A 20705-nucleotide genomic window follows, 5' to 3' on the forward strand; every position below is an offset into this window, starting at 1 on the left:
CACCTCAAGCTATTCTGACGGGAAACAGTAGCTTCGCAGATACTGCAAGAAATCCTCGCGCAACTCTGGATGCTTGAGGGCATATTCAACTGTCGCTGTCAGATAACCGAGCTTACTGCCACAGTCATATCGTTTCCCCTCAAATTCATACGCCAGCACGTCCTCTTCCTTCAACAGTTCAGCAATGGCATCGGTCAGCTGAATCTCCCCGCCGGCACCCTGCCCGGTGATTTCCAGGATCTCGAATATTCTGGGTGACAGGATATAACGCCCGACCACGGCGAGATTGGATGGCGCGACGTCCGGCTTTGGCTTTTCGACAATTTCCTCAATCCTGCCGGTGCGGCCTTCGCTCATATCCGCCCTCACAACACCGTATTTATCCGTATCTTCCTTATTAACCCTTTCCACGCCCAGCAGACTGCACTGACGATCGTTGTGGATGGCCGTCATTTGCGACAAACACCCCTTGCCGCCATCATCAATAAGGTCATCGGCCAAAATGACTGCGAATGGATTATCACCCACCACATTCTTTGCACACAGCACCGCGTGGCCAAGCCCTAATGCTTCCGGTTGACGAATGTAGACGCAGCTAACGCCCTTGGGCAGGACACCTCTCACCACCGCCAGCAGGTCGTCTTTTGCACGGGCCTCCAACACACTTTCAAGTTCAAAGTTCCGATCAAAATGATCCTCAATCGCGCGCTTACTGCTACTGGTGACAAACACCAGCTCGGTGATTCCCGCAGCAATAGCCTCTTCTGCTGCATACTGGATCAGCGGTTTATCCACGATGGGCAGCATCTCTTTTGGATTTGCCTTGGTGGCAGGCAGAAAGCGTGTACCCAGACCGGCGACCGGAAAAACGGCCGTTTTAATTGCTTTTGTCATAATACCTCATCCCTTTGCGCGGAATTTCCTTACCGTAAGCACCATATAGTGTTGGCGCGATTTTAGTCCATTTTCATTTTGAGAAAAACACCCACCGTCGGCACTCATCTCGGCGCCACAAAAAAGGGGCCAGCGGCCCCTTTCGTTTTATAGACGGCACAGCATTGTGTCGTTCAGGCCTCTTCGACGGCTTTCATGCTCAGGCGAATGCGGCCCTGCTTGTCGATCTCCAGCACCTTGACCTTGATGATATCGCCTTCCGATAGTTTATCGCTGACGTTTTCAACACGCTCTTCCGATATCTGCGAGATGTGCACCAGCCCGTCCTTGCCCGGCAGGATGGTGACGAAGGCGCCGAAATCCATCAGCTTGGCAACCTTACCTTCATAGACCACGCCGACTTCAACATCCGCCGTGATCTGTTCGATAAGCTTCAGTGCCTGCTCGCCTGCCGCACTGTCAACCGAGGAAATCTTGATGGTTCCGTCGTCTTCAATATCCACGCCAGCACCCGTCTGCTCGGTGATGGAACGAATCGTCGCGCCACCTTTACCGATCACGTCACGGATTTTGTCCGGGTGAATCTTGATGGTGATATAACGGGGTGCAAACCTGGACATCTCTACGCGGGTTTCGGAAATGACCTTGTTCATTTCACCCAGGATAAACAAACGTCCCTCGGTGGCCTGGCTCAGGGCCTGTTTCATAATCTCGTGAGTAATGCCGGTGATTTTGATATCCATCTGCAAGGCAGTCACACCGTTTTCGGTACCGGCCACCTTGAAATCCATGTCGCCGAGGTGATCTTCATCACCCAGGATGTCGGATAGCACCGCAAATTTTCCGTCGTCTTTGATCAGGCCCATGGCAATACCCGCCACCGGCGCCTTCAATGGAACACCGGCATCCATCATCGACAGGCTGGAACCACAGACCGAGGCCATGGAGCTGGAACCGTTCGACTCAGTAATCTCGGAGACGACGCGAATCGAGTACGGAAACTCCTCAACACTGGGCATAACCGCCGCCACACCGCGCTTCGCCAGTCGGCCATGGCCGATTTCACGACGCTTGGGACTGCCCACAAAACCGGTTTCACCAACACAGTAAGGGGGGAAGTTGTAATGCAGCATAAAGTGTTCTTTACGCTCACCTTCAATCGCGTCGATCAACTGGGCATCGCGTGCGGTACCCAACGTGGTCACCACGATGGCCTGGGTTTCACCGCGGGTAAACAGCGCCGAGCCATGAGTCCGCGGCAGGATACCGGTTTTCACCGTGATCGGACGCACGGTGCGCGTGTCACGTCCGTCGATACGCGGCTCGCCGGCCAGCACACGGCTACGCACAATGGATTTTTCCAGCTTGCCAATGGCCTCTTTGACATCGGCAATGGCGTAGGTCGATTCCTCGCCCTGCGGGCAAACCTGATCGACGATACTGGAACGAATACCGTTCAACTCGTCATAGCGTGCCTGTTTGTCGCTGATCTGGTAGGCGCTGGTTAATGGCGCTTCACCCGCGGCCTTGACCGCAGCGGCCAGGGCGTCGTTGCTTTCGGGCGCCGTCCAGTCCCAGGCAACCATACCGGCCTCAGCAGTCAGTTCACGTATCGCAGTGATCACGGCCTGCATCTGTTCGTGTCCGTAGGTCACGGCACCCAGCATCACTTCTTCGGATAACTCACGTGCCTCGGACTCTACCATCAGCACGGCGTCCGCGGTGCCGGCAACCACCAGATCCAGCGCTGAGGTGCGCAAGGCGGTGGCGGAGGGATTCAATAAATACTGGCCATCGGCATAACCCACACGGGCGCAACCGATCGGACCGGAAAAGGGCACACCGGACAGACTGACGGCGGCGGAGGCACCAATCATCGCAGCCATATCGGGATCGATTTCGGGATCCAGCGACATTACCGTGGCAATAACCTGAACCTCATTCACAAAACCTTTGGGGAACAATGGCCGCAGCGGACGATCGATCAGACGGCTGGTCAGAGTCTCCTTTTCGCTGGGACGCCCTTCACGCTTAAAGAAGCCACCCGGGATCTTGCCCGCGGCATACGTCCGTTCCTGGTAATTGACCGTTAACGGAAAAAAGTCCCGACCCGGTTCCGCGGTCTTGCGAGCGACACAGGTCACAAACACGCTGGTATCACCCATGCTCACCATCACCGCACCGCCGGCCTGACGAGCGATCTCACCCGTTTCAAGCGTTACCGTGTGATCACCAAATTGTACGACTTTCTTGATAGCCATTTTTGAATGGGTTCTCCTTAGGAATTACAGCGTTAAGAATTATTGCGTTGAATTTTTGTCTGTTTTTATAGAGTAGGCGCGTCCTGAAATCGGAGCCCTGGCAGGTATGCAAGGGCTCCGCGACAGCCGAAGCGTTACATCAATTAACGACGCAAACCAAGACTTGCAATCAGCTCGCGATAACGCTCAACATTCTTTTTCTTGAGATAGTCCAACAATTTACGACGACGGCTCACCATGCGCAGCAGGCCCTGGCGTGAATGATGGTCATGAATGTGGCTTTTGAAATGATCCGACAGATCATTGATACGCGCGCTCAACAACGCGACCTGAACTTCAGGGGAACCGGTATCGGCTTCGCCACGGGCATATTGCTTGGTGATTTCCTGTTTCTGTGCAGCATCTAAAGACATGATTGTCTCCTAGTGAAATATAAATAGTGAAATTTAAAAAAATGCTTTTCTCGCCAGCCGGTTACTAGGTCCAGCCTGCCGAGCGAGCGGGATTTTACCCTATTCCGTGTCAATTCACCACGCCAATGGGCCCTTTTCCTGCGTCCGGCAGCGGCCGGTCAGGCGGTTTTCAGCAGCCGTTTCGGCGCCACCCTGCCGTCATCCAGCACCGTGCCCAGTCCGAGGAAACGCCGCTCAGGCGCGTACAGACGAACGCTGCCGCGCGCCTGAAGCTGGGGCACAAACACCGGCTGCCCCTGACACAGATAAAAACTGGCGTCGGCAGAGAGGCACACCTCCGGCCAGTCCGGCAGGGTCGCGTCCATGCTCAGCAGCAGCGCGTCCAGGGCGCTGACACCGGACTGCTCGACCAGGGCCTCCAGGGACTCAAGGCTGTGCATTTTGTGGCCATCCAGGGCGCCTACACCGGTACGACGCAGCAGGGTGATATGCGCGCCGCAGCCCAGCATTTCGCCGATATCCGCGGCCAGGGTGCGGATATAGGTGCCCTTGGAGGAGCGCACTGCGATATCCAGCGCGTCATCTTCGTGGCGCAGCAATTCCAGGGAATGGATTGTCACCTCACGCGGCTCGCGCGCGACCTCGATGCCCTGATGGGCCAGCTTATAGAGGGGCTGCCCATTCTGCTTGATGGCCGAGTGCATGGGGGGGATTTGCGAGATCGGGCCGAGAAAGCTCTCCAGCACCTCACGCAGCCGCGAGTCCGCAAAGGCCTCCACGGGCCGGGTCTGTACCACGACGCCATCGGCATCGGCACTGTCGGTGGTAACGCCCAGCCTCAGGCTGGCCCGATATTCCTTGTCCGCCGACAACAGAAAGCCGGAAATCTTGGTCGCCTCACCCAGACAGATCGGCAACATGCCGGAGGCCAAGGGATCGAGGCTACCGGTGTGGCCGGCCTTGTTGGCATTAAAGAGTCGCTTGACCCTCTGCAGGGCCGCATTGGAAGTGATGCCGGTGGGTTTATCCAATAGCAGTACGCCATCCACCTGCCGGCCACGGTTACGTCTTCGTGCCACGTTAAAACTCCACTACTGATTGATATGCGCCGGTGCGCACGATCAGAATAAAAGACCAAGGATGACTACGATGGTGCGGGATGACGGCCGATGAATGGCCAGGAAAGCAGTCGGAGCTATTGACCGGAATCATCCGCATCACTGTTGGCGGAATCGCTCGCCGCAGCGCTGTTAATCAGATCGGTCAAGCGGTTGCCATGTTCCATTGAAGAATCGTAGATGAAAACTAGCTGCGGAGTGGTGCGCAATTTTAGGCGGCGGGCCAGCGCCGTGCGCAGATACCCCGCGGCCTTGTTGAGCACATCGGCGGTTATCCTGGCCTGCTCATTTTCAACCGCCGGCTTATCCGGATGCGCCTTTTCACCCAGAGAGCTGCCCAGCACGGTGAAATAGACACGGGCACGTTCAAATTCGTGGGTCACATCCACGCCGGTGATGGTCACCATACCGACACGCGGATCGCCCAGCTCCATCTGAATGAGCTCGGCCATATGGCGCTGAATCTGATCCGCCACCCTGCGGGTACGGCTAAACTCTTTTGCCATGCTCGTACCTTCTCAACGATTATTCCTCAACCAGAGTTTCTCAACTTTTATTGGCCAGCAGGTGTTGCGCCGCTGCGGCACAACAATGGCCCACCAACAGTACGCCCTACCACGATCTCTGAAGGCCTATGAATACGTACCGCGAACAGGCGCGGTACGCTTGCATCACAAGGTCCGTTTAACCTGCACCTGCTCGAAGACTTCAATCTGATCGCCAGGCTTCACGTCATTGTAGTTCTTCACGCCGATACCACACTCCGTGCCCGAACGTACCTCGTTCACGTCATCCTTGAAGCGACGCAGTGATTCGAGCTCGCCTTCGTAGATCACAACATTGTCACGCAACACGCGGATCGGGTTGTTACGCTTCACTACACCTTCAGTGACCATACAACCGGCAATCGCGCCCAGTTTGGGTGAGCGGAATACATCACGCACCTCGGCCAGACCAACGATCTGTTCCTTGAACTGTGGCGCCAGCATGCCAGTGAGGGAGTTTCTCACCTCATCGATCGCGTCATAAATCACGCTGTAATAATGAAGATCGATACCTTCCTCTTCGATCAGGCGTTTTGAGGAGGCATCCGCACGCACGTTGAAACCGATCATCACCGCCGACGATGCGACCGCCAGATTGACGTCAGATTCGTTAATGCCGCCCACGCCGCTGGCGACAATCTTCACGCGCACCTCATCGGTCGACAAACTGGTCAGCGCATCACTCAAGGCCTCAACAGAACCCTGCACATCCGCCTTCACCACCAGGTTAAGGGTGTTGACTTCGCCTTCTTCCATCTGGGAGAACATGTTTTCCAGCTTGGCCTTTTGCTGGCGCGCAAGCTTCACATCGCGGAACTTGCCTTGACGGAACAGCGCCACTTCACGCGCCTTGCGTTCATCAGCGATCACCATCACCTCATCACCGGCACTTGGGGTACCGGACAGACCCAGAATCTCCACCGGAATGGACGGACCCGCTTCGGTTGTCACCTTGCCGTTTTCATCCATCAAGGCTCGCACACGACCATACTCCTGGCCGGCAAGCACAATGTCGCCCTTGCGCAAGGTACCGCTCTGCACCAATACCGTAGCCACCACACCGCGTCCTTTATCAAGCCGTGATTCAATCACCACGCCCCGTGCCGGCGCATCAGTCACCGCCTTAAGCTCAAGCACTTCCGCCTGCAGGATAATCGCCTCCAGCAACTCGTCAACGCCTTCACCGGTGTGCGCAGAAACATGAATAAACTGGGTATCACCACCCCAGTCTTCGGGCACCACTTCGGCAGCCACTAATTCCTGTTTGACACGATCCGGCTGGGCCTGCTCTTTATCAATTTTGTTGATCGCAACGATCATCGGCACTTCAGCAGCCTTGGCATGCATGATTGCCTCTTTGGTTTGCGGCATCACACCATCGTCCGCGGCAACCACCAGCACCACAATGTCGGTCGCTTTCGCACCACGCGCACGCATCGCGGTAAATGCCGCATGTCCGGGCGTATCGAGGAAGGTAATCGGGCCGCGTCCGGTTTCAACGTGATAGGCGCCGATGTGCTGGGTGATACCACCGGCCTCGCCCGCCGCCACTTTGGCCTTGCGGATATAGTCGAGCAGCGAGGTTTTACCATGATCAACGTGACCCATAATGGTCACGGCGGGCGCGCGGGTAATCTGCTCACCTTCCTCATGCTCTGGTTTGGCCAGGCTTTGCTCGAGGGCATTATCACTCACCAATATCGCCCGATGCCCCATCTCTTCCACCACGATGCTCGCGGTTTCCTGATCCAGTACCTGGTTAATGGTCACCATGGTGCCCATGCCCATCATCACCTTGATGACTTCGGCGGCCTTGACTGCCATCTTCTGCGCCAGCTCGCCGACAGTAATCGTCTCGGGCAGAGAGACATCACGCACAACGGGAGCCATCGGTTTTTCAAACCCATGCTCGGTCGGCGCAGAAGACACTGCGCCATAGGCGGTTCGTGTCTTTTTCTTACGCCGCCCCGTTTTTCCGGCCGTAACATGCAGTTCTTTGCGACCGTACTTGGTCGGCTTTTCATCCTTAACTTTTTCCGGCCGCTCACGTTTCGCGCCGCGCTTGTCCGCCGCCTTCTCCTCGGCTGGAGGGGCAACAGCAGCAATAGCCACCTCTTTCAGACGCGCCTCTTCCTGTTGTTTCTTGGCTTCTGCTTCTGCCTTGCGCTCAAGCTCTTCACGCTCTTTGGCTTCCAGGGCATCGGCGCGTCGTTTGCGTTCTGCCTCCGCAAGCTTTTCTTCATCGACCCGGGTCTGCGCGATCTTGTCGGTTTCCGCCTTGAGGCGATCGGCTTCTTCAGAAACCACCTCGCTGCGTTTCATGTAGGTGCGTTTTTTTCGCACTTCCACATTAACAGTCTTGCCACGAGTGGCCGTACGTCCAGAACCACCAGGCTGTTTCAGCTCGGAAACGGTCTTGCGCCGAAGGGTGATTTTCTTCGGCTCATCGGATTTTGCTTCACCGCCGTGTGTATCACGAAGAAAATCCAGCAGCTTCATTTTTTCTTCATCGCTAACGGTCTGGTCACCAGTTTCGAAGGACATGCCGGCCTTATCCAACTGACTCAGTAGACGCTCTACTGTGACGTTAAGAACTTCGGCTAATTGTTTTACGCTTACGCCTGACATAACTTCCCCCAATGCCTTGAATCCCGTTACTCGCCTGTGGCCGCATCATCCGCGAACCAGGGTTCACGCGCAGTCATGATCAGCTTACCTGCCCGCTCTTCATCCATTCCTTCAATATCCATCAACTCATCAACCGACTGCTCAGCCAGGTCTTCCATGGTGATGACATCGCGACTCGCCAATACAAAGGCCAGATGCTGATCCATGCCTTCCATATTCAGCAAATCATCCGCCGGTTTCTTTTCATCCAGCGCCTCTTCCTGCACCAGCGCCTTGGTCAGCAACACATCCTTGGATCGGTTGCGCAGCTCCATGACGGTATCTTCGTCAAACTCTTCGATGGCCATCATTTCTTCCAGCGGCACATAGGCAATCTCTTCGATACTGGTAAAACCTTCCTGTACCAGGATATTTGCAAATTCTTCGTCCACATCCAGCTGCGCCATAAACAGCTGCTGTGCGGCCTGGCCTTCCTGTTCATTCTTTTCAGACAACTGCACATCGGACATCACGTTGATCGTCCAACCGGTCAATTCGCTCGCCAGGCGCACATTTTGTCCACCGCGACCGATCGCCTGTGACAGCTGCTCTTCATCCACGGCGATGTCCATCACGTGCTTTTCTTCATCAACCACAACGGATACGACTTCCGCAGGCGACATGGCATTGATCACAAACTGGGCCGGATTTTCATCCCAAAGGATAATATCAACGCGCTCATCGGCAAGCTCATTGGAGACCGCACGCACACGTGATCCACGCATACCCACGCAGGCACCCACAGGGTCGATACGTGGGTCATTGGATTTAACGGCGATCTTGGCGCGCGAACCCGGATCCCGCGCCGCGCCAACGATATCGATCAGGCCCTCACCCACCTCGGGAATTTCCAGTTTAAACAGTTCAATCAACAATTGCGGCGCGGTGCGGCTCACAAACAATTGCGGGCCGCGCATTTCTGCACGCACATCCTGCAGATAGCCGCGCAGACGATCACCGGGGCGGACCGCCTCGCGGGGGATCATCATGTCACGGGTCACCAGGGCCTCGACATTTTCGCCAAGATCAAGAATAAGATTGCCCTTGTCCAGGCGCTTGACCACGCCCATCACCAGCTCGCCGATACGATCACGGAAGTTATCCACCACGCGCGCGCGCTCGGCATCCCGTACCTTCTGTACGATCACCTGCTTTGCGGCCTGGGCTGCGATACGGCCAAAGGCTGCCGCTTCCATCGGTTCTTCGATGAACTCACCCACCTGGATCTCAGGGTTTATTTTGCGCGCGTAGCTCAGTTTGATCTGCGTATCGGGATCTTCGAACTCCTCGGAATCATCATCAAGAACTTCCCAGATGCGAAAGGCGGTGTATTCCCCGGTCTTGCGATCAATCGCGACGCGCACATCAATGTCTCTGTCGTTGAGCTTTTTGCTGGCGGTGGCCAATGCTGCTTCAATGGCAGTAAATATCGTTTCCCTGTCGAGTCCCTTCTCGTTCGACACGGCGTCTACAACCATCAAGATTTCTTTGCTGTTCATCGCTGTCTGCCTCACAGACCCGTGGCAATACGCCCTGGGTGTTTCAGTTACTGTCTCTAATGTTTCGTTTATTTATATTGTTTCGTTCAATTACTATTTTTGCCAGTTAGCGATTAAGCGCAACCAGCGGTGATTCAAAAACCTGCTACAAATCGGCGATTAAATTCGCCTTATCGATGGCATTCAGGGCCAGCACCAGCTCGTTCTCACCGATATTCACGATGACCTGACCCTCTTCAACACCTTCGATAGTACCTTTAAATTTACGCTGGCCGTTGATGGGCGACACCAGGGTCAAGCGGACCTTGTGGCCGGCAAAACGTTCAAAATGCTGCAGCGTAAACAGCGGTCGATCAAGGCCGGGAGAGGATACCTCCAGCTGGTATTGCTCCTTGATCACGTCTTCCACATCCAGCACACCGCTTAACTGGTGGCTGACGCGCTGGCAATCCTGCACGCCGACGCCACCCTCTTTATCGATATAGATACGCAGCAGGCCATTTCTGCCCTGCCGTCCATATTCGATACCGACCAACTCACACCCCAGTGATTCAACCACCGGCGCGATAACTGCCTGTATATGACCCGGTACCTGTCGCACGTTCTGCTCCACGAAAGGCAAACACGGCCTTCCCAAAAATTCATCTGTCTGAACCGATCGTCAATCGCACCACGCGAGGCCCGACGACATCCATCCAGCATCCAGCTTTCCCAGAAACACTTTTCCCAGAAACAAAAAAAGGGCCCAAGGCCCACCGTCTCATCAACCACTTTTAAGCGCAATGATCGCGCCCGACGGCCTGTATACCAGGATGCTCCGTTGCCTCAACTGCACTGCGTGCACTCCCACTAGCGGAATATGACACGAGCCTTGATCGCAGAATTGGCCAAAAAAAGTTAAAAAAAAACCACGAATACCGTGGCCTTTGTATGCTGGACCGAAAACCTCAGTCACGCACGTTAGTCAAAATTGCTGACTCCTTGCGGAATCACTCAACCTATTCGCTGCAAACTCACTGCCAGCGTTCACGGATTGGTAGCGGGGACAGGATTTGAACCTGCGACCTTCGGGTTATGAGCCCGACGAGCTACCGGACTGCTCCACCCCGCACCCGAGGCAGCGCATTCTACGCAATTTGGCAAAAAATACAAGCCCTTCGGCAAATAGTTACCGATGCCCATCACCCGAGGCCGCTCTCTCGAATACCACATAGGCGATGGCGTATTCCGATTCGTCCGCCAGGCTCAGGTGCGCGGCCCCGACCCCCCGATTGCGCAGCAGCTGCTCTGCCCGGTCGGAAAACACCAGCCCCGGCTTGCCCAGGGCGTCACTGTGCACGCCAATATCCCGCAGCCTGAGCCCGTCCCGAAACCCCGTTCCCAGGGCCTTGGCGGCGGCCTCCTTGGCCGCAAACCGTTTGGCGAGAAACGGGGCCGGCTGTGCCGCCTCCCGAAACCCCGCCATTTCGGCCGCCATGAGAATGCGCGCGGCAAAGCGCTCTCCGTACCGGTCGAGGCTCTCGGCCATGCGCGGAATGCGCACGATATCGGTGCCGATGCCGAAAATCACCGGCCTTGCGCCGCCCGCATCAGCTGTTTCATTTCGCGCACCGCCGGTTGCAGGCCCGTAAACAGCGCCCGCGCGATGATCGCGTGGCCGATATTCAGCTCACGAATGCCCGCTATCGCGGCCAGCGCCTGCACATTGTGATAGTGCAGCCCGTGGCCGGCATTGACCTGCAGGCCCAGACCGATGCCGTGCGCCACCGCACGCGCCACCCTGGCGAGTTCGATCGCACGCTGTGCCTCGGTCCCGGCATCGGCAAAATGCCCGGTATGGATCTCGATGACCGGCGCGCCCGCGTCGGCAGCGGCATCGATCTGGGCCGGATCGGCGTCGATAAACAGCGAAACCCGCACCTGCGCCTCGGCCAGCCGGGTGCAGGCGTCGCGTATGCGCCCCGGTTGTCCGATCACATCCAGGCCGCCCTCGGTGGTGAGCTCCTCGCGCCGCTCCGGCACCAGACAGCACTCCGCCGGCCGGATACGGGCGGCGATGGCCAGCATTTCGTCGGTGACCGCCATTTCCAGGTTCATGCGGGTCTGTAGAATCTCGCTCAGCAGCTCCACATCGCGATCCTGGATGTGACGACGATCTTCACGCAGGTGCAGGGTGATGGCATCGGCGCCGGCCTGTTCGGCCTCAATGGCCGCCTGAATCGGGTCGGGATAGCGGGTGCCGCGCGCCTGTCGCAGGGTGGCGATGTGGTCGATATTGACGCCCAGCAAGATGGGGGGCGTCGGCGATGATGGGGGCGTCATGGGACAGGTTCCTCTGTGAATCACGTCTTCGGTCAATTAATCCATCGGCGGCTGCGCGGGCGGCCTTTCAGTGCGCTCTCGTGCGGCCCCAGGCTCTCGTTACAGATCTTTACGCTGCTGCGCCCGCTGCGTCAGCTGCGCGCTCTGCCGCATCAGCTGACGGCTCGCCAGGGGCTTTGAGCCAAGATAATGCCCCAGCACGGCGCGCAACAGGTGTTTTGCCGCCCGGCGAGTCGTATCAGCCGACCAGTCATCCGCCTGCATGGCCAACAGGGCCTGGCCGGAAACGGGGATCCCGAACGGATCCAGATTGCCGTCATCAGTCTCCGCCAACACCGGCCCCTGCTCCAGGTAATAGCGATACTGCTGTTGCGCCTGCACCGGCACTGCGCTGTGGACATCCTGGTCAAGCACCAGGCCGTAGCCCAGGGCCGCCAGCAGGCGCATCTCAAAGCGTCGCAGGCATATTTCCACGGCCGACGACTCGGCAGTCGTCCCCAGCGCGGCCAGCTCGCGCAGGGCCGCGTCATAGCAGCCAAACAATTCCAGCTGGGCATCGTGGCGCTGTAACAAGCGTAAAAGAATCTCGTTGAGGTAAAAACCGCTGGCGATAAACGGCGGGCTAATGGTCAACGCCGCCCCCTGCGCCTCCGCGGTGATTAACAAACCGAGCTCACCGCCCGGAAGCCACGATACCAGCAGGGGCTGAAAACCCTGCAACAGCGCCGGCCAGCGCGGTTTTTTACCTCGCACGCCTCTGGCGATAACACCCACCCGCCCGTGCTCGGGGGTAAACAGTTCAAGTATGGCGCTGGTGTCGCGGTAGGCACGCTGATGTAAAACATAGGCGGGCTGCAACAAGACCCGTTGCCGCGTCATCTTTTACTCGTCCTGATAACCGAGGCTGCGCAGGGCACGCTCATCATCCGCCCAGCCAGTACGCACTTTCACCCATAACTGCAAAAAGACCTTTCCATCGAAGGCGCGCTCCATATCCTTGCGCGCCAATTCACCGATGCGTTTGAGCTGTTGCCCCTGCTTGCCAATGATGATGCCTTTTTGTCCCTCACGCTCCACCCAGATGATGGCGTGAATATGCCGCACGCCCTGTTCCAGGATGAACTTCTCGATTTCGACCGTGGTGGAATAGGGCAATTCCTGGGTCAGGGAACGCACCAGTTTTTCACGCACAAATTCCGATGCCATGAACCGTTCGCTACGATCCGTCACCTGATCGACCGGAAAGAACCGCTCGGACACCGGCAACACATGTTCGATTTCGGTTTCCAGCTGCTGTACCCCATCACCCAGCTTTGCGGAAACAGGAATCATCTGATAAAACCGGTGTTTTTCGGACAGCATGGTCAAATGCGGCAACAGGACATCTTTTTCCTTTACCGTATCGACCTTGTTAATGACCAGAAAAATGGGCACGGTGGCCTGCTTCAGTTTTTCCAGCACATGCTCATCTTCCTCGGTCCACACGGTGCGATCGACCACAAAGATGATCGCATCCACATCCATCATGCTGCCGGATGCGGTGCGATTCATGTAACGATTGATCGCCCGTTTGCCGCCGAGATGCAAGCCCGGCGTATCCACATAAACCACCTGATTATCGGCAGTGGTTTTCACCCCCAGAATACGATGCCGGGTGGTCTGTGGCCGATTCGCCGTGATGCTGATCTTCTGACCCAGGATACGGTTCAACAGGGTCGATTTGCCCACATTGGGGCGACCGACAATGGCGACATAACCGCTGTGGTGGGTGGATTCTTCCGTCATAGTATTTTCAGTCATTATGTGAATGCTTTCTTCTGTGCGCGCGGCATCGGTAGCAGCGCGACTAATTCGTAGAATCGCCCTTACCCTTCAGCAAAAGCTTCAGCGCCAATTGTGCGGCGGTCTGCTCTGCCTTGCGGCGGCTGGAACCTTCACCTTTGACCGGCTGCTTCAGCCCGCTGACGGTACACTGCACTTCAAATTCCTGCTCGTGCGCATCGCCGTGGGTTTCGGTCACCGTGTATTCCGGCAGATCCAGACGCCGGGATTGTAGATATTCCTGCAGACGTGTCTTGGGGTCTTTCAGATCCGCCTCCGCCGAGAGGTTTTCCAGTCGCGTTGACAGACAGCGCTCGATAAGTATGCGCACGTCTTCCAGGCCGCCATCGAGATACATCGCACCGAAAATGGCTTCCATTGCGTCGGCCAGGATCGAATCTCTGCGGAAACCGCCGCTCTTCAATTCGCCCGAGCCCAGGCGCAAATAATCCCCCAGCGCAAACTCACGCGCCAGTTCCGCCAGCGTCTCTTTCTTGACCAGGGATGCGCGAAAACGGCTCAGATGCCCTTCGGGCGACTCCTGGAACCGGGAATACAGCAGATCGGCGGCGACAAAACCCAGGATCGAATCGCCCAGAAATTCCAGCCGTTCATTATTTATCGAGCCCTTACTGCGATGCGTAAGGGCCTGAGCTAAAAGTGAGACATCCCTGAATTGATAAGCCAGCGCTCGCTGCAATTGATCAAGCTGGCCATCATTTTTTTCACGTGACGGAAACCCCATTAGTCTCACTTCAATTCAATCTCATCGCTAAAGCTGACCACCATGTCGACATTGGATATCGCGGGAGTACGCACCTCATATTCCACCACCACGGTAACCAGACCACCCTTTTCCCGCTCAATAAAAATATGCTCGTCAGTGACGTTTTTAACATCATCAATTTCAAACCGTTTGCGCAGCGTGGTGATAATCTCTGCATTTGTCTTCGCGGCGGCGCCGCTTTCATTCGATAGACTCTTCAGGTGCGAGGTTACGCTGAAGTGTTCAATGTAAATAGGGAACAGGCGGATAAGTAACATCGCAATAAAGGCGACCATAACCAGGATCAGCGCCAGGGAGATACCGGTCATACCCTGTTGATGGCGGCGGCTCTGGCCCTGAAGATTTTGCCGGGACTGTCGAATCATATTTTTCATTTTCATGGCTCCACCACGTACGGTTAACTGACCACAAGAATATGCGTCCTGCCCTGCAAATTCCACATATTCACAAGATTTTAATGCTGACATAGAGCGGATTAGGCGAAAACCACCCGGGCATCCGCAGCAAGGCTAATGAATACTGTTGCCCAGACGCTCCCAGGCAATACCATCCGCCTGTGAATCCCAGTTCATCCACACCAAAAAGGCCTTACCCACCAGATTCTCTTCCGGGACAAAACCCCAGTAGCGGCTGTCATTACTGTTGTCGCGGTTGTCACCCATGACGAAGTACTGCCCTTGCGGCACAGTAAACTCGCCTTCCAGCGAACCCTTGCCATCGTCAACCAGGATATCGTGTTGCACGCCCAGCAGGTCTTCTTTCAGCAACTGGGTACCTGACATGGAGACACCGGCGCCCACTCCCGCATAACTCTCCTGCCGCTGTTGCGTTGCCGGCTGGCCATTAATGAAGAGCTGCTTTTTGTAATAGGCGACCCTGTCGCCGGGCAGGCCGATGACGCGTTTAATGTAATCAATGGACGGCTCTTTGGGGTAACGAAACACCATCACATCGCCACGCTCGGGTTCGCCAACATCGATGATCTTGCGGTTGATCACCGGCAAACGAACGCCATAGGCAAATTTATTGACCAGGATGAAATCGCCGACCAGCAGGGTTGGCATCATCGAGCCGGATGGAATCCGGAACGGCTCCACCAGGAAGGAGCGCAGCACCAGAACCGCAAGGATCACCGGAAATAGTGAGCGCGCATACTCCACCAGCACCGGCTCTTTGAGCAGCTTCTCCCTGACATCGGACAGCGCATGAGTGCCGCCCTCGCCCTGTGCCGACAGGGCATTGGCGGCCGCCCGCCGCTTCGGCGCCAAAACATAGACATCCAGCAGCCAGATAAGGCCCGTAATAAATACCGCACTGACCATAATGGCCGGAAAGTTAAAATCCATCAGTTTTTGTTTCCCATTCGATTAATGTCTCGCTACTTGCTTTTGCCCACCTGCAGGATCGCCATAAAGGCCTCCTGCGGAATCTCCACCGAGCCGACCTGCTTCATGCGCTTTTTACCCGCCTTCTGCTTCTCCAACAGCTTGCGTTTGCGCGAGACGTCGCCGCCATAACATTTTGCGGTGACGTTCTTTCGCAGCGCCTTGACATTGGATCGCGCCACGATGTGCGCGCCAATTGCGGCCTGTATCGCCACGTCAAACATCTGCCGGGGAATGATCTCCCGCAGCTTCTCGGCCAGCTCCCGGCCGCGATACTGGGCCTGATCCCGGTGCACGATTACCGATAGCGCATCCACCCGCTCACTGTTGATCAGCAAATCCAGGCGCACCAGGTCCGCCGCCTGGAAGCGTATGAAATGATAATCCAGCGAGGCATAACCACGACTCACCGATTTCAGGCGATCGAAAAAATCCATCACTACTTCGTTCATCGGCATCTCATATTCCAGCGACACCTGCCTGCCGATGTACAGCATCTTACGCTGTACGCCGCGCTTTTCGATACACAGGCCGATGACGTTGCCGATGTAATCCTGCGGCACCAGAATATTGGCGACGATAATGGGCTCGCGAATCTCGGCAATCCTGCCCAGTTCAGGCAGCTTTGAGGGATTGTCGACCTTGATGATTTCACCGTTGGTAGTGAGTACCTCGTAGACCACCGTGGGCGAGGTGCTGATCAATTCAAGGTCGTATTCCCGCTCCAGCCGTTCCTGGACGATCTCCATGTGCAACATGCCGAGGAAGCCGCAGCGAAAGCCCAGCCCCAGGGCCTGCGAGGTTTCCGGCTCGTAAAACAGGGCCGCATCGTTCAGGTTCAGTTTGCCCAGCGCATCGCGCAGGTCTTCATAATCCTCGGCGCTGATGGGAAAAAGCCCGGCATACACCTGCGGCTGCACCGCCTTGAAGCCCGGCAACGGGGCCGCCGCGGGATTATCGGTCAGGGTGAGCGTATCGCCCACCGGTGCACCGGCGATCTCCTTGATGCCCGCGATCACATAACCCACTTCGCCGGCCAGCAATTCTTCCGTCTCCTGGCGCTTGGGATTGAAGACGCCGACATGATCGACGAGGTGGGTACGGCCCGTGCTCATCACCAGTATCTTCTGACGCTTTTTGAGTGTCCCCTGTTTGATGCGCACCAGCGACACCACGCCCAGATAATTATCAAACCAGGAGTCGATGATCAGTGCCTGCAAGGGTGCATTTCGGTCCCCCACCGGCGGGGGAATCCTTTTCACCAGATCTTCCAGTAATTCATCCACCCCCAGGCCGGTCTTGGCGCTGACCCGGATGGCATTGCTGGCCTCAACACCGATGATGTCCTCGATCTCGTGGATCACCCGCTCGGGATCGGCCGCGGGCAGGTCGATCTTGTTCAGCACCGGCACCACTTCCACACCCTGTTCCAGCGCGGTGTAACAGTTGGCGACACTCTGGGCCTCCACGCCCTGTGAGGCATCCACCACCAACAACGCGCCCTCACAGGCCGCCAGAGAGCGCGAGACCTCATAGGAAAAGTCCACGTGTCCGGGGGTGTCGATAAAGTTCAGCTGATAGGTCTCGCCATTGAGGGCGGTGTAATAGAGCGTGACGCTCTGTGCCTTGATGGTGATGCCCCGCTCCTTCTCGATATCCATGGAATCGAGCACCTGGGCCGACATTTCGCGCTCGGTCAAGCCGCCGCACATCTGGATGAAGCGGTCAGCGAGGGTGGATTTTCCGTGATCGATATGGGCAATAATGGAAAAATTGCGGATGTTTTCCATCTGGGACATGTAAAGATACCGCCTGGCGCTTGGGAGTTATTTGCCTGATTCTCAGGCAAGCGGGTTCAGGGTGAACAACCGGCGGGCATTGTAATCTATCTGGCTCCCTGCTGGAACCAAACCCCCGCCCCGGACTAGGCCCGAGCGGGGGTGGCGTACCTAAAGACCGACCCGAAGCCTATTCGTCGGCCGTGATTTTGAGTGCCAGGAATACCGGGCCACCGCGGCGCTGCACCAGCAGCGGCACGGATTTATCGACGGGCAGGTCCGCCGAGATCTCGGCAAAATGCTGGCTGTCCTTGACGTCGATGTTGTTGATCATCAGGATCACATCGCCGCGACGTACGCCGGCCTTACGCGCCGGCCCGGCCTGCACCTGCTGGACGATTACCCCGCCGTCCTTGATCTCCAGCTTCTCGCGCTGTTCGGCGGTCAGATCGATCACCGCGACACTGAGCCGTGTCTCGTTCGCCGAACGCGGGCTGGCCTCCGCCACCTTGATCTCATCCTCCGGCAGCTCGCCCAGCTTGACGTGCATCACCTTGAGCTTGCCCTTGCGCAAAATCTCGACCTTGACCTTGTCACCCACGGGGCTGATGCCCACCAGCGGCGGAAGATCCGAGGAATGCACCACATCGCGGCCATTAAAGCGGGTCACGATATCCCCTACCTCCAGCCCCGCCGCCTCGGCCGGGCTATCCTTCAGCACCTTGGCCACCAGGGCGCCGCTGGGCTTATCCATGCCGAAGGACTCGGCCAGTTCACGGGTCACATCCTGGATCAGCACGCCCAGCCAACCGCGGGCGACGTGGCCGCTGGCCTTCAGCTGCGCGACCACATTCATCGCCATATCGATCGGAATGGCGAAGGACAGGCCCATAAATCCGCCGGTGCGGCTATAGATCTGAGAATTGATACCAATCACCTTGCCGTCCAGGTCAAACAGCGGGCCACCGGAATTACCCGGATTGATCGCCACATCGGTCTGGATAAACGGCACATAATTCTCACGCGGCAGGGAACGCCCCTTGGCGCTCACAATCCCGGCGGTGACGGAGTGGTCAAAGCCGAACGGCGAACCGATCGCCAGCACCCATGCGCCGACCTTGAGCTTGCCGGAATCACCGATCTCCACCACCGGCAGATCGCTGGCATCGACCTTCAACAGGGCGATATCGCTGCGCTCGTCACTGCCGATCACCTCGGCCACCAGCTCACGCCGATCCGATAGGCGCACCAGAATTTCAGAGGCGTCCTTCACCACGTGATGATTGGTCATCACATAGCCGTCTTTGGAAATGATAAAGCCGGAACCCAGCGATTTGGCCTCGATGGGCCCACCGTCCGGGCCGCCAGGGGCGCCATGCCCTTCAGGCATCTGGCCCTCGGGACCCCCAAAACCGCCGCGGGGATCACCGAAAAAATGACGGAACAGATCGCCAAATGGCCCTTCGGGAATCTGTTCGGGCATGCCGCGCGGCATGCGTGTCACCTTGGGGTGCTGGGTAATCTGGGTGGTACTGATGTTCACCACCGCCGCACTGTGTCTTTCCACCAGCTCGGTGAACTCCGGCAGGGAGCCTGCCTGAACACTGGCGGCTGAGATCGCCAACACAAGTGACATCATCAAGGCGCTGATGATCGTACGCGAGTAACGGGTGCCGCCATGTTTTTTACACACGCGCAATTGGCCATTATCAAAATTCATGCTCACTCCTATCCGTTCACAACATCATTTATTAGCGATAACACTAACGAGAAATTACAGGCAAAACCTGTCGCAGCAAAATCGGCTGATAACGTTCATCGCTGGCAATACTGGCGGTGAATCGTCCCACCCAGACATATCCCAGCAGCAGTCCAAAAATACCAAAACCGATGGCCACCAGCTCTGAGCTCTCCAACAATAATTGAGTTCCCAGCACATCGCCCAGCAGCGCGAATAAAAACATCGTCAGTAATGGCAGGGTATACACCGCCAGCGAACCCTTGATCAGGGCCTGCTCATCGATGCCGATAACCACCTCATCGCCCACCGTCACCGGGGTGGCGTGGGGGTTGAGCGCCCGCACACGGCTGCGTTTATTACCCAGCACCTTCGCCAGGGTGGCGGTGCCGCAGCCCTTGTTCACCGCACACTGCCCACAGGCGCTGCGGCGCTGGGTCTCCACCCAGATGCCGTCTGTATTGACAGCGACCACCTGTGCATGTTCTTCGATCATCCGGCCCGCCTATTGCGTCTTCAACAGCAGGGCGCGCGCCAGTTTTTCTACGGTAATGGCAGGCACTTCACCGATCACGGTAATTTGATGCGCCTCCTTCGCCACTCCAAAGGCATTGGTCGCGCCCATGGAAGACGCGCCCTCAAAAGCGGACTGGCCGTCAGGTACAGGTTCAATATAGATCGACACGTTGGCCAGCCCGTCCGAGATCACCCAGTGCTCGGCCGGCCCCTTCGAGTTCGGCATCTGCTGATTAAAACGGGTGGTGACACTAAAGCCCTGCGGTAAATCGGCGATCGTCCAGCGGCTGTCCACGAGCTTTTGTTCGTCCTTCACGCGCTCATGTTCAAACCACGTAAAATTATCACTGCGGGATACGGGGGCCAGCATCACATCGGGAATATCGTCGCCGATGCGGATGTCGGCAAACATGGTCTGCTCCAGCACCCTGCCCTGTTCATCCAGCAGGTCGGACTTTAATAAAATGGCGGTCTGTTCATCGAGCCAGAGACGATAGCCATAACGCGCGCTATCCCTGGGTCTGATCCAGATACGTTGCGCTGTCTGCCCGGCCACACGCTCGAGCGCCTCGAGCTCGAATAGATAATAATCCTGCAGATGAGCAAAATCATTTTCGGCCAATTGCGACAACAGGTTGCCCCTGAACTGAGGCTGCTGCCCCACTGTCACCGCCTTTCGATCCGGCATGTAGCAGGTGACCACATCATTTTTTCTGACGATCTCTCGGGCCACACCATTGAGACTAATCAGCCGCTCCGCTTCGCCGTCCTGATCCGCCCGGTGCACCACACGCATGGATTGCATCTGCCCATCCTGCAAATACACCAGGGTGCCCTGGTAGTTGAGCGTTTGGGCCGCCGATTGCATGCGCATCAACATATCCAGCACCGATGGCTCGGCCGCCATCGCCGCGCCGCCAAAAACACAGGTGGCCAACAACAAGGAATTCGATAGACTACG

19 protein-coding genes and 1 tRNA gene are annotated in these 20705 nt (G+C 56.9%); all 20 read right to left on the minus strand.

Features of this window, described 5'->3' with window-relative positions:
- Positions 1-9: 9 nt before the first annotated feature.
- Entirely contained in the window at positions 10-894 is an 885-nt protein-coding gene (galU, locus tag RRB22_09585) for a UTP--glucose-1-phosphate uridylyltransferase GalU (protein MDT8384656.1), read from the minus strand.
- Between the two features lie 173 nt (positions 895-1067).
- Positions 1068-3155, minus strand: a complete 2088-nt coding sequence (gene pnp / locus RRB22_09590; GenBank protein ID MDT8384657.1) for a polyribonucleotide nucleotidyltransferase — start codon at positions 3153-3155, stop codon at positions 1068-1070.
- A gap of 143 nt (positions 3156-3298) precedes the next feature.
- On the minus strand, positions 3299-3568 hold the full coding sequence (rpsO, locus tag RRB22_09595) for a 30S ribosomal protein S15 (protein MDT8384658.1): 270 nt from the start codon (positions 3566-3568) through the stop codon (positions 3299-3301).
- Positions 3569-3726: 158 nt separating this feature from the next.
- Positions 3727-4647, minus strand: a complete 921-nt coding sequence (truB, locus tag RRB22_09600; protein MDT8384659.1) for a tRNA pseudouridine(55) synthase TruB — start codon at positions 4645-4647, stop codon at positions 3727-3729.
- A gap of 116 nt (positions 4648-4763) precedes the next feature.
- Positions 4764-5192, minus strand: coding sequence for a 30S ribosome-binding factor RbfA (gene rbfA / locus RRB22_09605; GenBank protein ID MDT8384660.1), 429 nt, complete (start codon positions 5190-5192; stop codon positions 4764-4766).
- 165 nt (positions 5193-5357) lie between these two features.
- Complete coding sequence (infB, locus tag RRB22_09610) at positions 5358-7859, minus strand: translation initiation factor IF-2 (protein MDT8384661.1); 2502 nt, start codon at positions 7857-7859, stop codon at positions 5358-5360.
- A gap of 26 nt (positions 7860-7885) precedes the next feature.
- Positions 7886-9397 carry a transcription termination factor NusA gene (nusA, locus tag RRB22_09615; GenBank protein MDT8384662.1) on the minus strand — a complete coding sequence of 504 codons (1512 nt, stop codon included), beginning with the start codon at positions 9395-9397 and terminating at the stop codon, positions 7886-7888.
- 145 nt (positions 9398-9542) lie between these two features.
- Positions 9543-9998, minus strand: coding sequence for a ribosome maturation factor RimP (gene rimP / locus RRB22_09620; protein MDT8384663.1), 456 nt, complete (start codon positions 9996-9998; stop codon positions 9543-9545).
- Between the two features lie 433 nt (positions 9999-10431).
- Positions 10432-10508 (minus strand) — tRNA-Met (locus tag RRB22_09625).
- A 57-nt stretch (positions 10509-10565) separates the two neighbouring features.
- Positions 10566-10967 (minus strand): holo-ACP synthase, encoded by a 402-nt coding sequence (gene acpS, locus RRB22_09630; protein MDT8384664.1) that lies wholly within the window; start codon positions 10965-10967, stop codon positions 10566-10568.
- On the minus strand, positions 10964-11719 hold the full coding sequence (gene pdxJ, locus RRB22_09635) for a pyridoxine 5'-phosphate synthase (GenBank protein ID MDT8384665.1): 756 nt from the start codon (positions 11717-11719) through the stop codon (positions 10964-10966). Before pdxJ ends, acpS begins: the two co-directional genes overlap by 4 nt.
- Before the next feature lie 99 nt (positions 11720-11818).
- Positions 11819-12598 carry a DNA repair protein RecO gene (recO, locus tag RRB22_09640; protein ID MDT8384666.1) on the minus strand — a complete coding sequence of 260 codons (780 nt, stop codon included), beginning with the start codon at positions 12596-12598 and terminating at the stop codon, positions 11819-11821.
- Between the two features lie 3 nt (positions 12599-12601).
- On the minus strand, positions 12602-13504 hold the full coding sequence (era, locus tag RRB22_09645) for a GTPase Era (GenBank protein ID MDT8384667.1): 903 nt from the start codon (positions 13502-13504) through the stop codon (positions 12602-12604).
- 61 nt (positions 13505-13565) lie between these two features.
- Positions 13566-14285 carry a ribonuclease III gene (gene rnc, locus RRB22_09650; GenBank protein MDT8384668.1) on the minus strand — a complete coding sequence of 240 codons (720 nt, stop codon included), beginning with the start codon at positions 14283-14285 and terminating at the stop codon, positions 13566-13568.
- 5 nt (positions 14286-14290) lie between these two features.
- Entirely contained in the window at positions 14291-14794 is a 504-nt protein-coding gene (locus RRB22_09655) for a DUF4845 domain-containing protein (GenBank protein ID MDT8384669.1), read from the minus strand.
- Positions 14795-14836: 42 nt separating this feature from the next.
- Positions 14837-15673, minus strand: coding sequence for a signal peptidase I (gene lepB, locus RRB22_09660; GenBank protein MDT8384670.1), 837 nt, complete (start codon positions 15671-15673; stop codon positions 14837-14839).
- 32 nt (positions 15674-15705) lie between these two features.
- Positions 15706-17502, minus strand: a complete 1797-nt coding sequence (lepA, locus tag RRB22_09665) for a translation elongation factor 4 (GenBank protein MDT8384671.1) — start codon at positions 17500-17502, stop codon at positions 15706-15708.
- 178 nt (positions 17503-17680) lie between these two features.
- Complete coding sequence (locus tag RRB22_09670; protein ID MDT8384672.1) at positions 17681-19129, minus strand: DegQ family serine endoprotease; 1449 nt, start codon at positions 19127-19129, stop codon at positions 17681-17683.
- Positions 19130-19253: 124 nt separating this feature from the next.
- A complete protein-coding gene (locus RRB22_09675) occupies positions 19254-19724 on the minus strand; it encodes a SoxR reducing system RseC family protein (GenBank protein ID MDT8384673.1) in 471 nt (156 codons plus the stop codon).
- Positions 19725-19733: 9 nt separating this feature from the next.
- Positions 19734-20684, minus strand: a complete 951-nt coding sequence (locus RRB22_09680) for a MucB/RseB C-terminal domain-containing protein (protein MDT8384674.1) — start codon at positions 20682-20684, stop codon at positions 19734-19736.
- Between the last annotated feature and the right edge of the window lie 21 nt (positions 20685-20705).

The organism is Gammaproteobacteria bacterium (assembly GCA_032250735.1).
Taxonomy (GTDB): Bacteria; Pseudomonadota; Gammaproteobacteria; order SZUA-152; family SZUA-152; genus SZUA-152.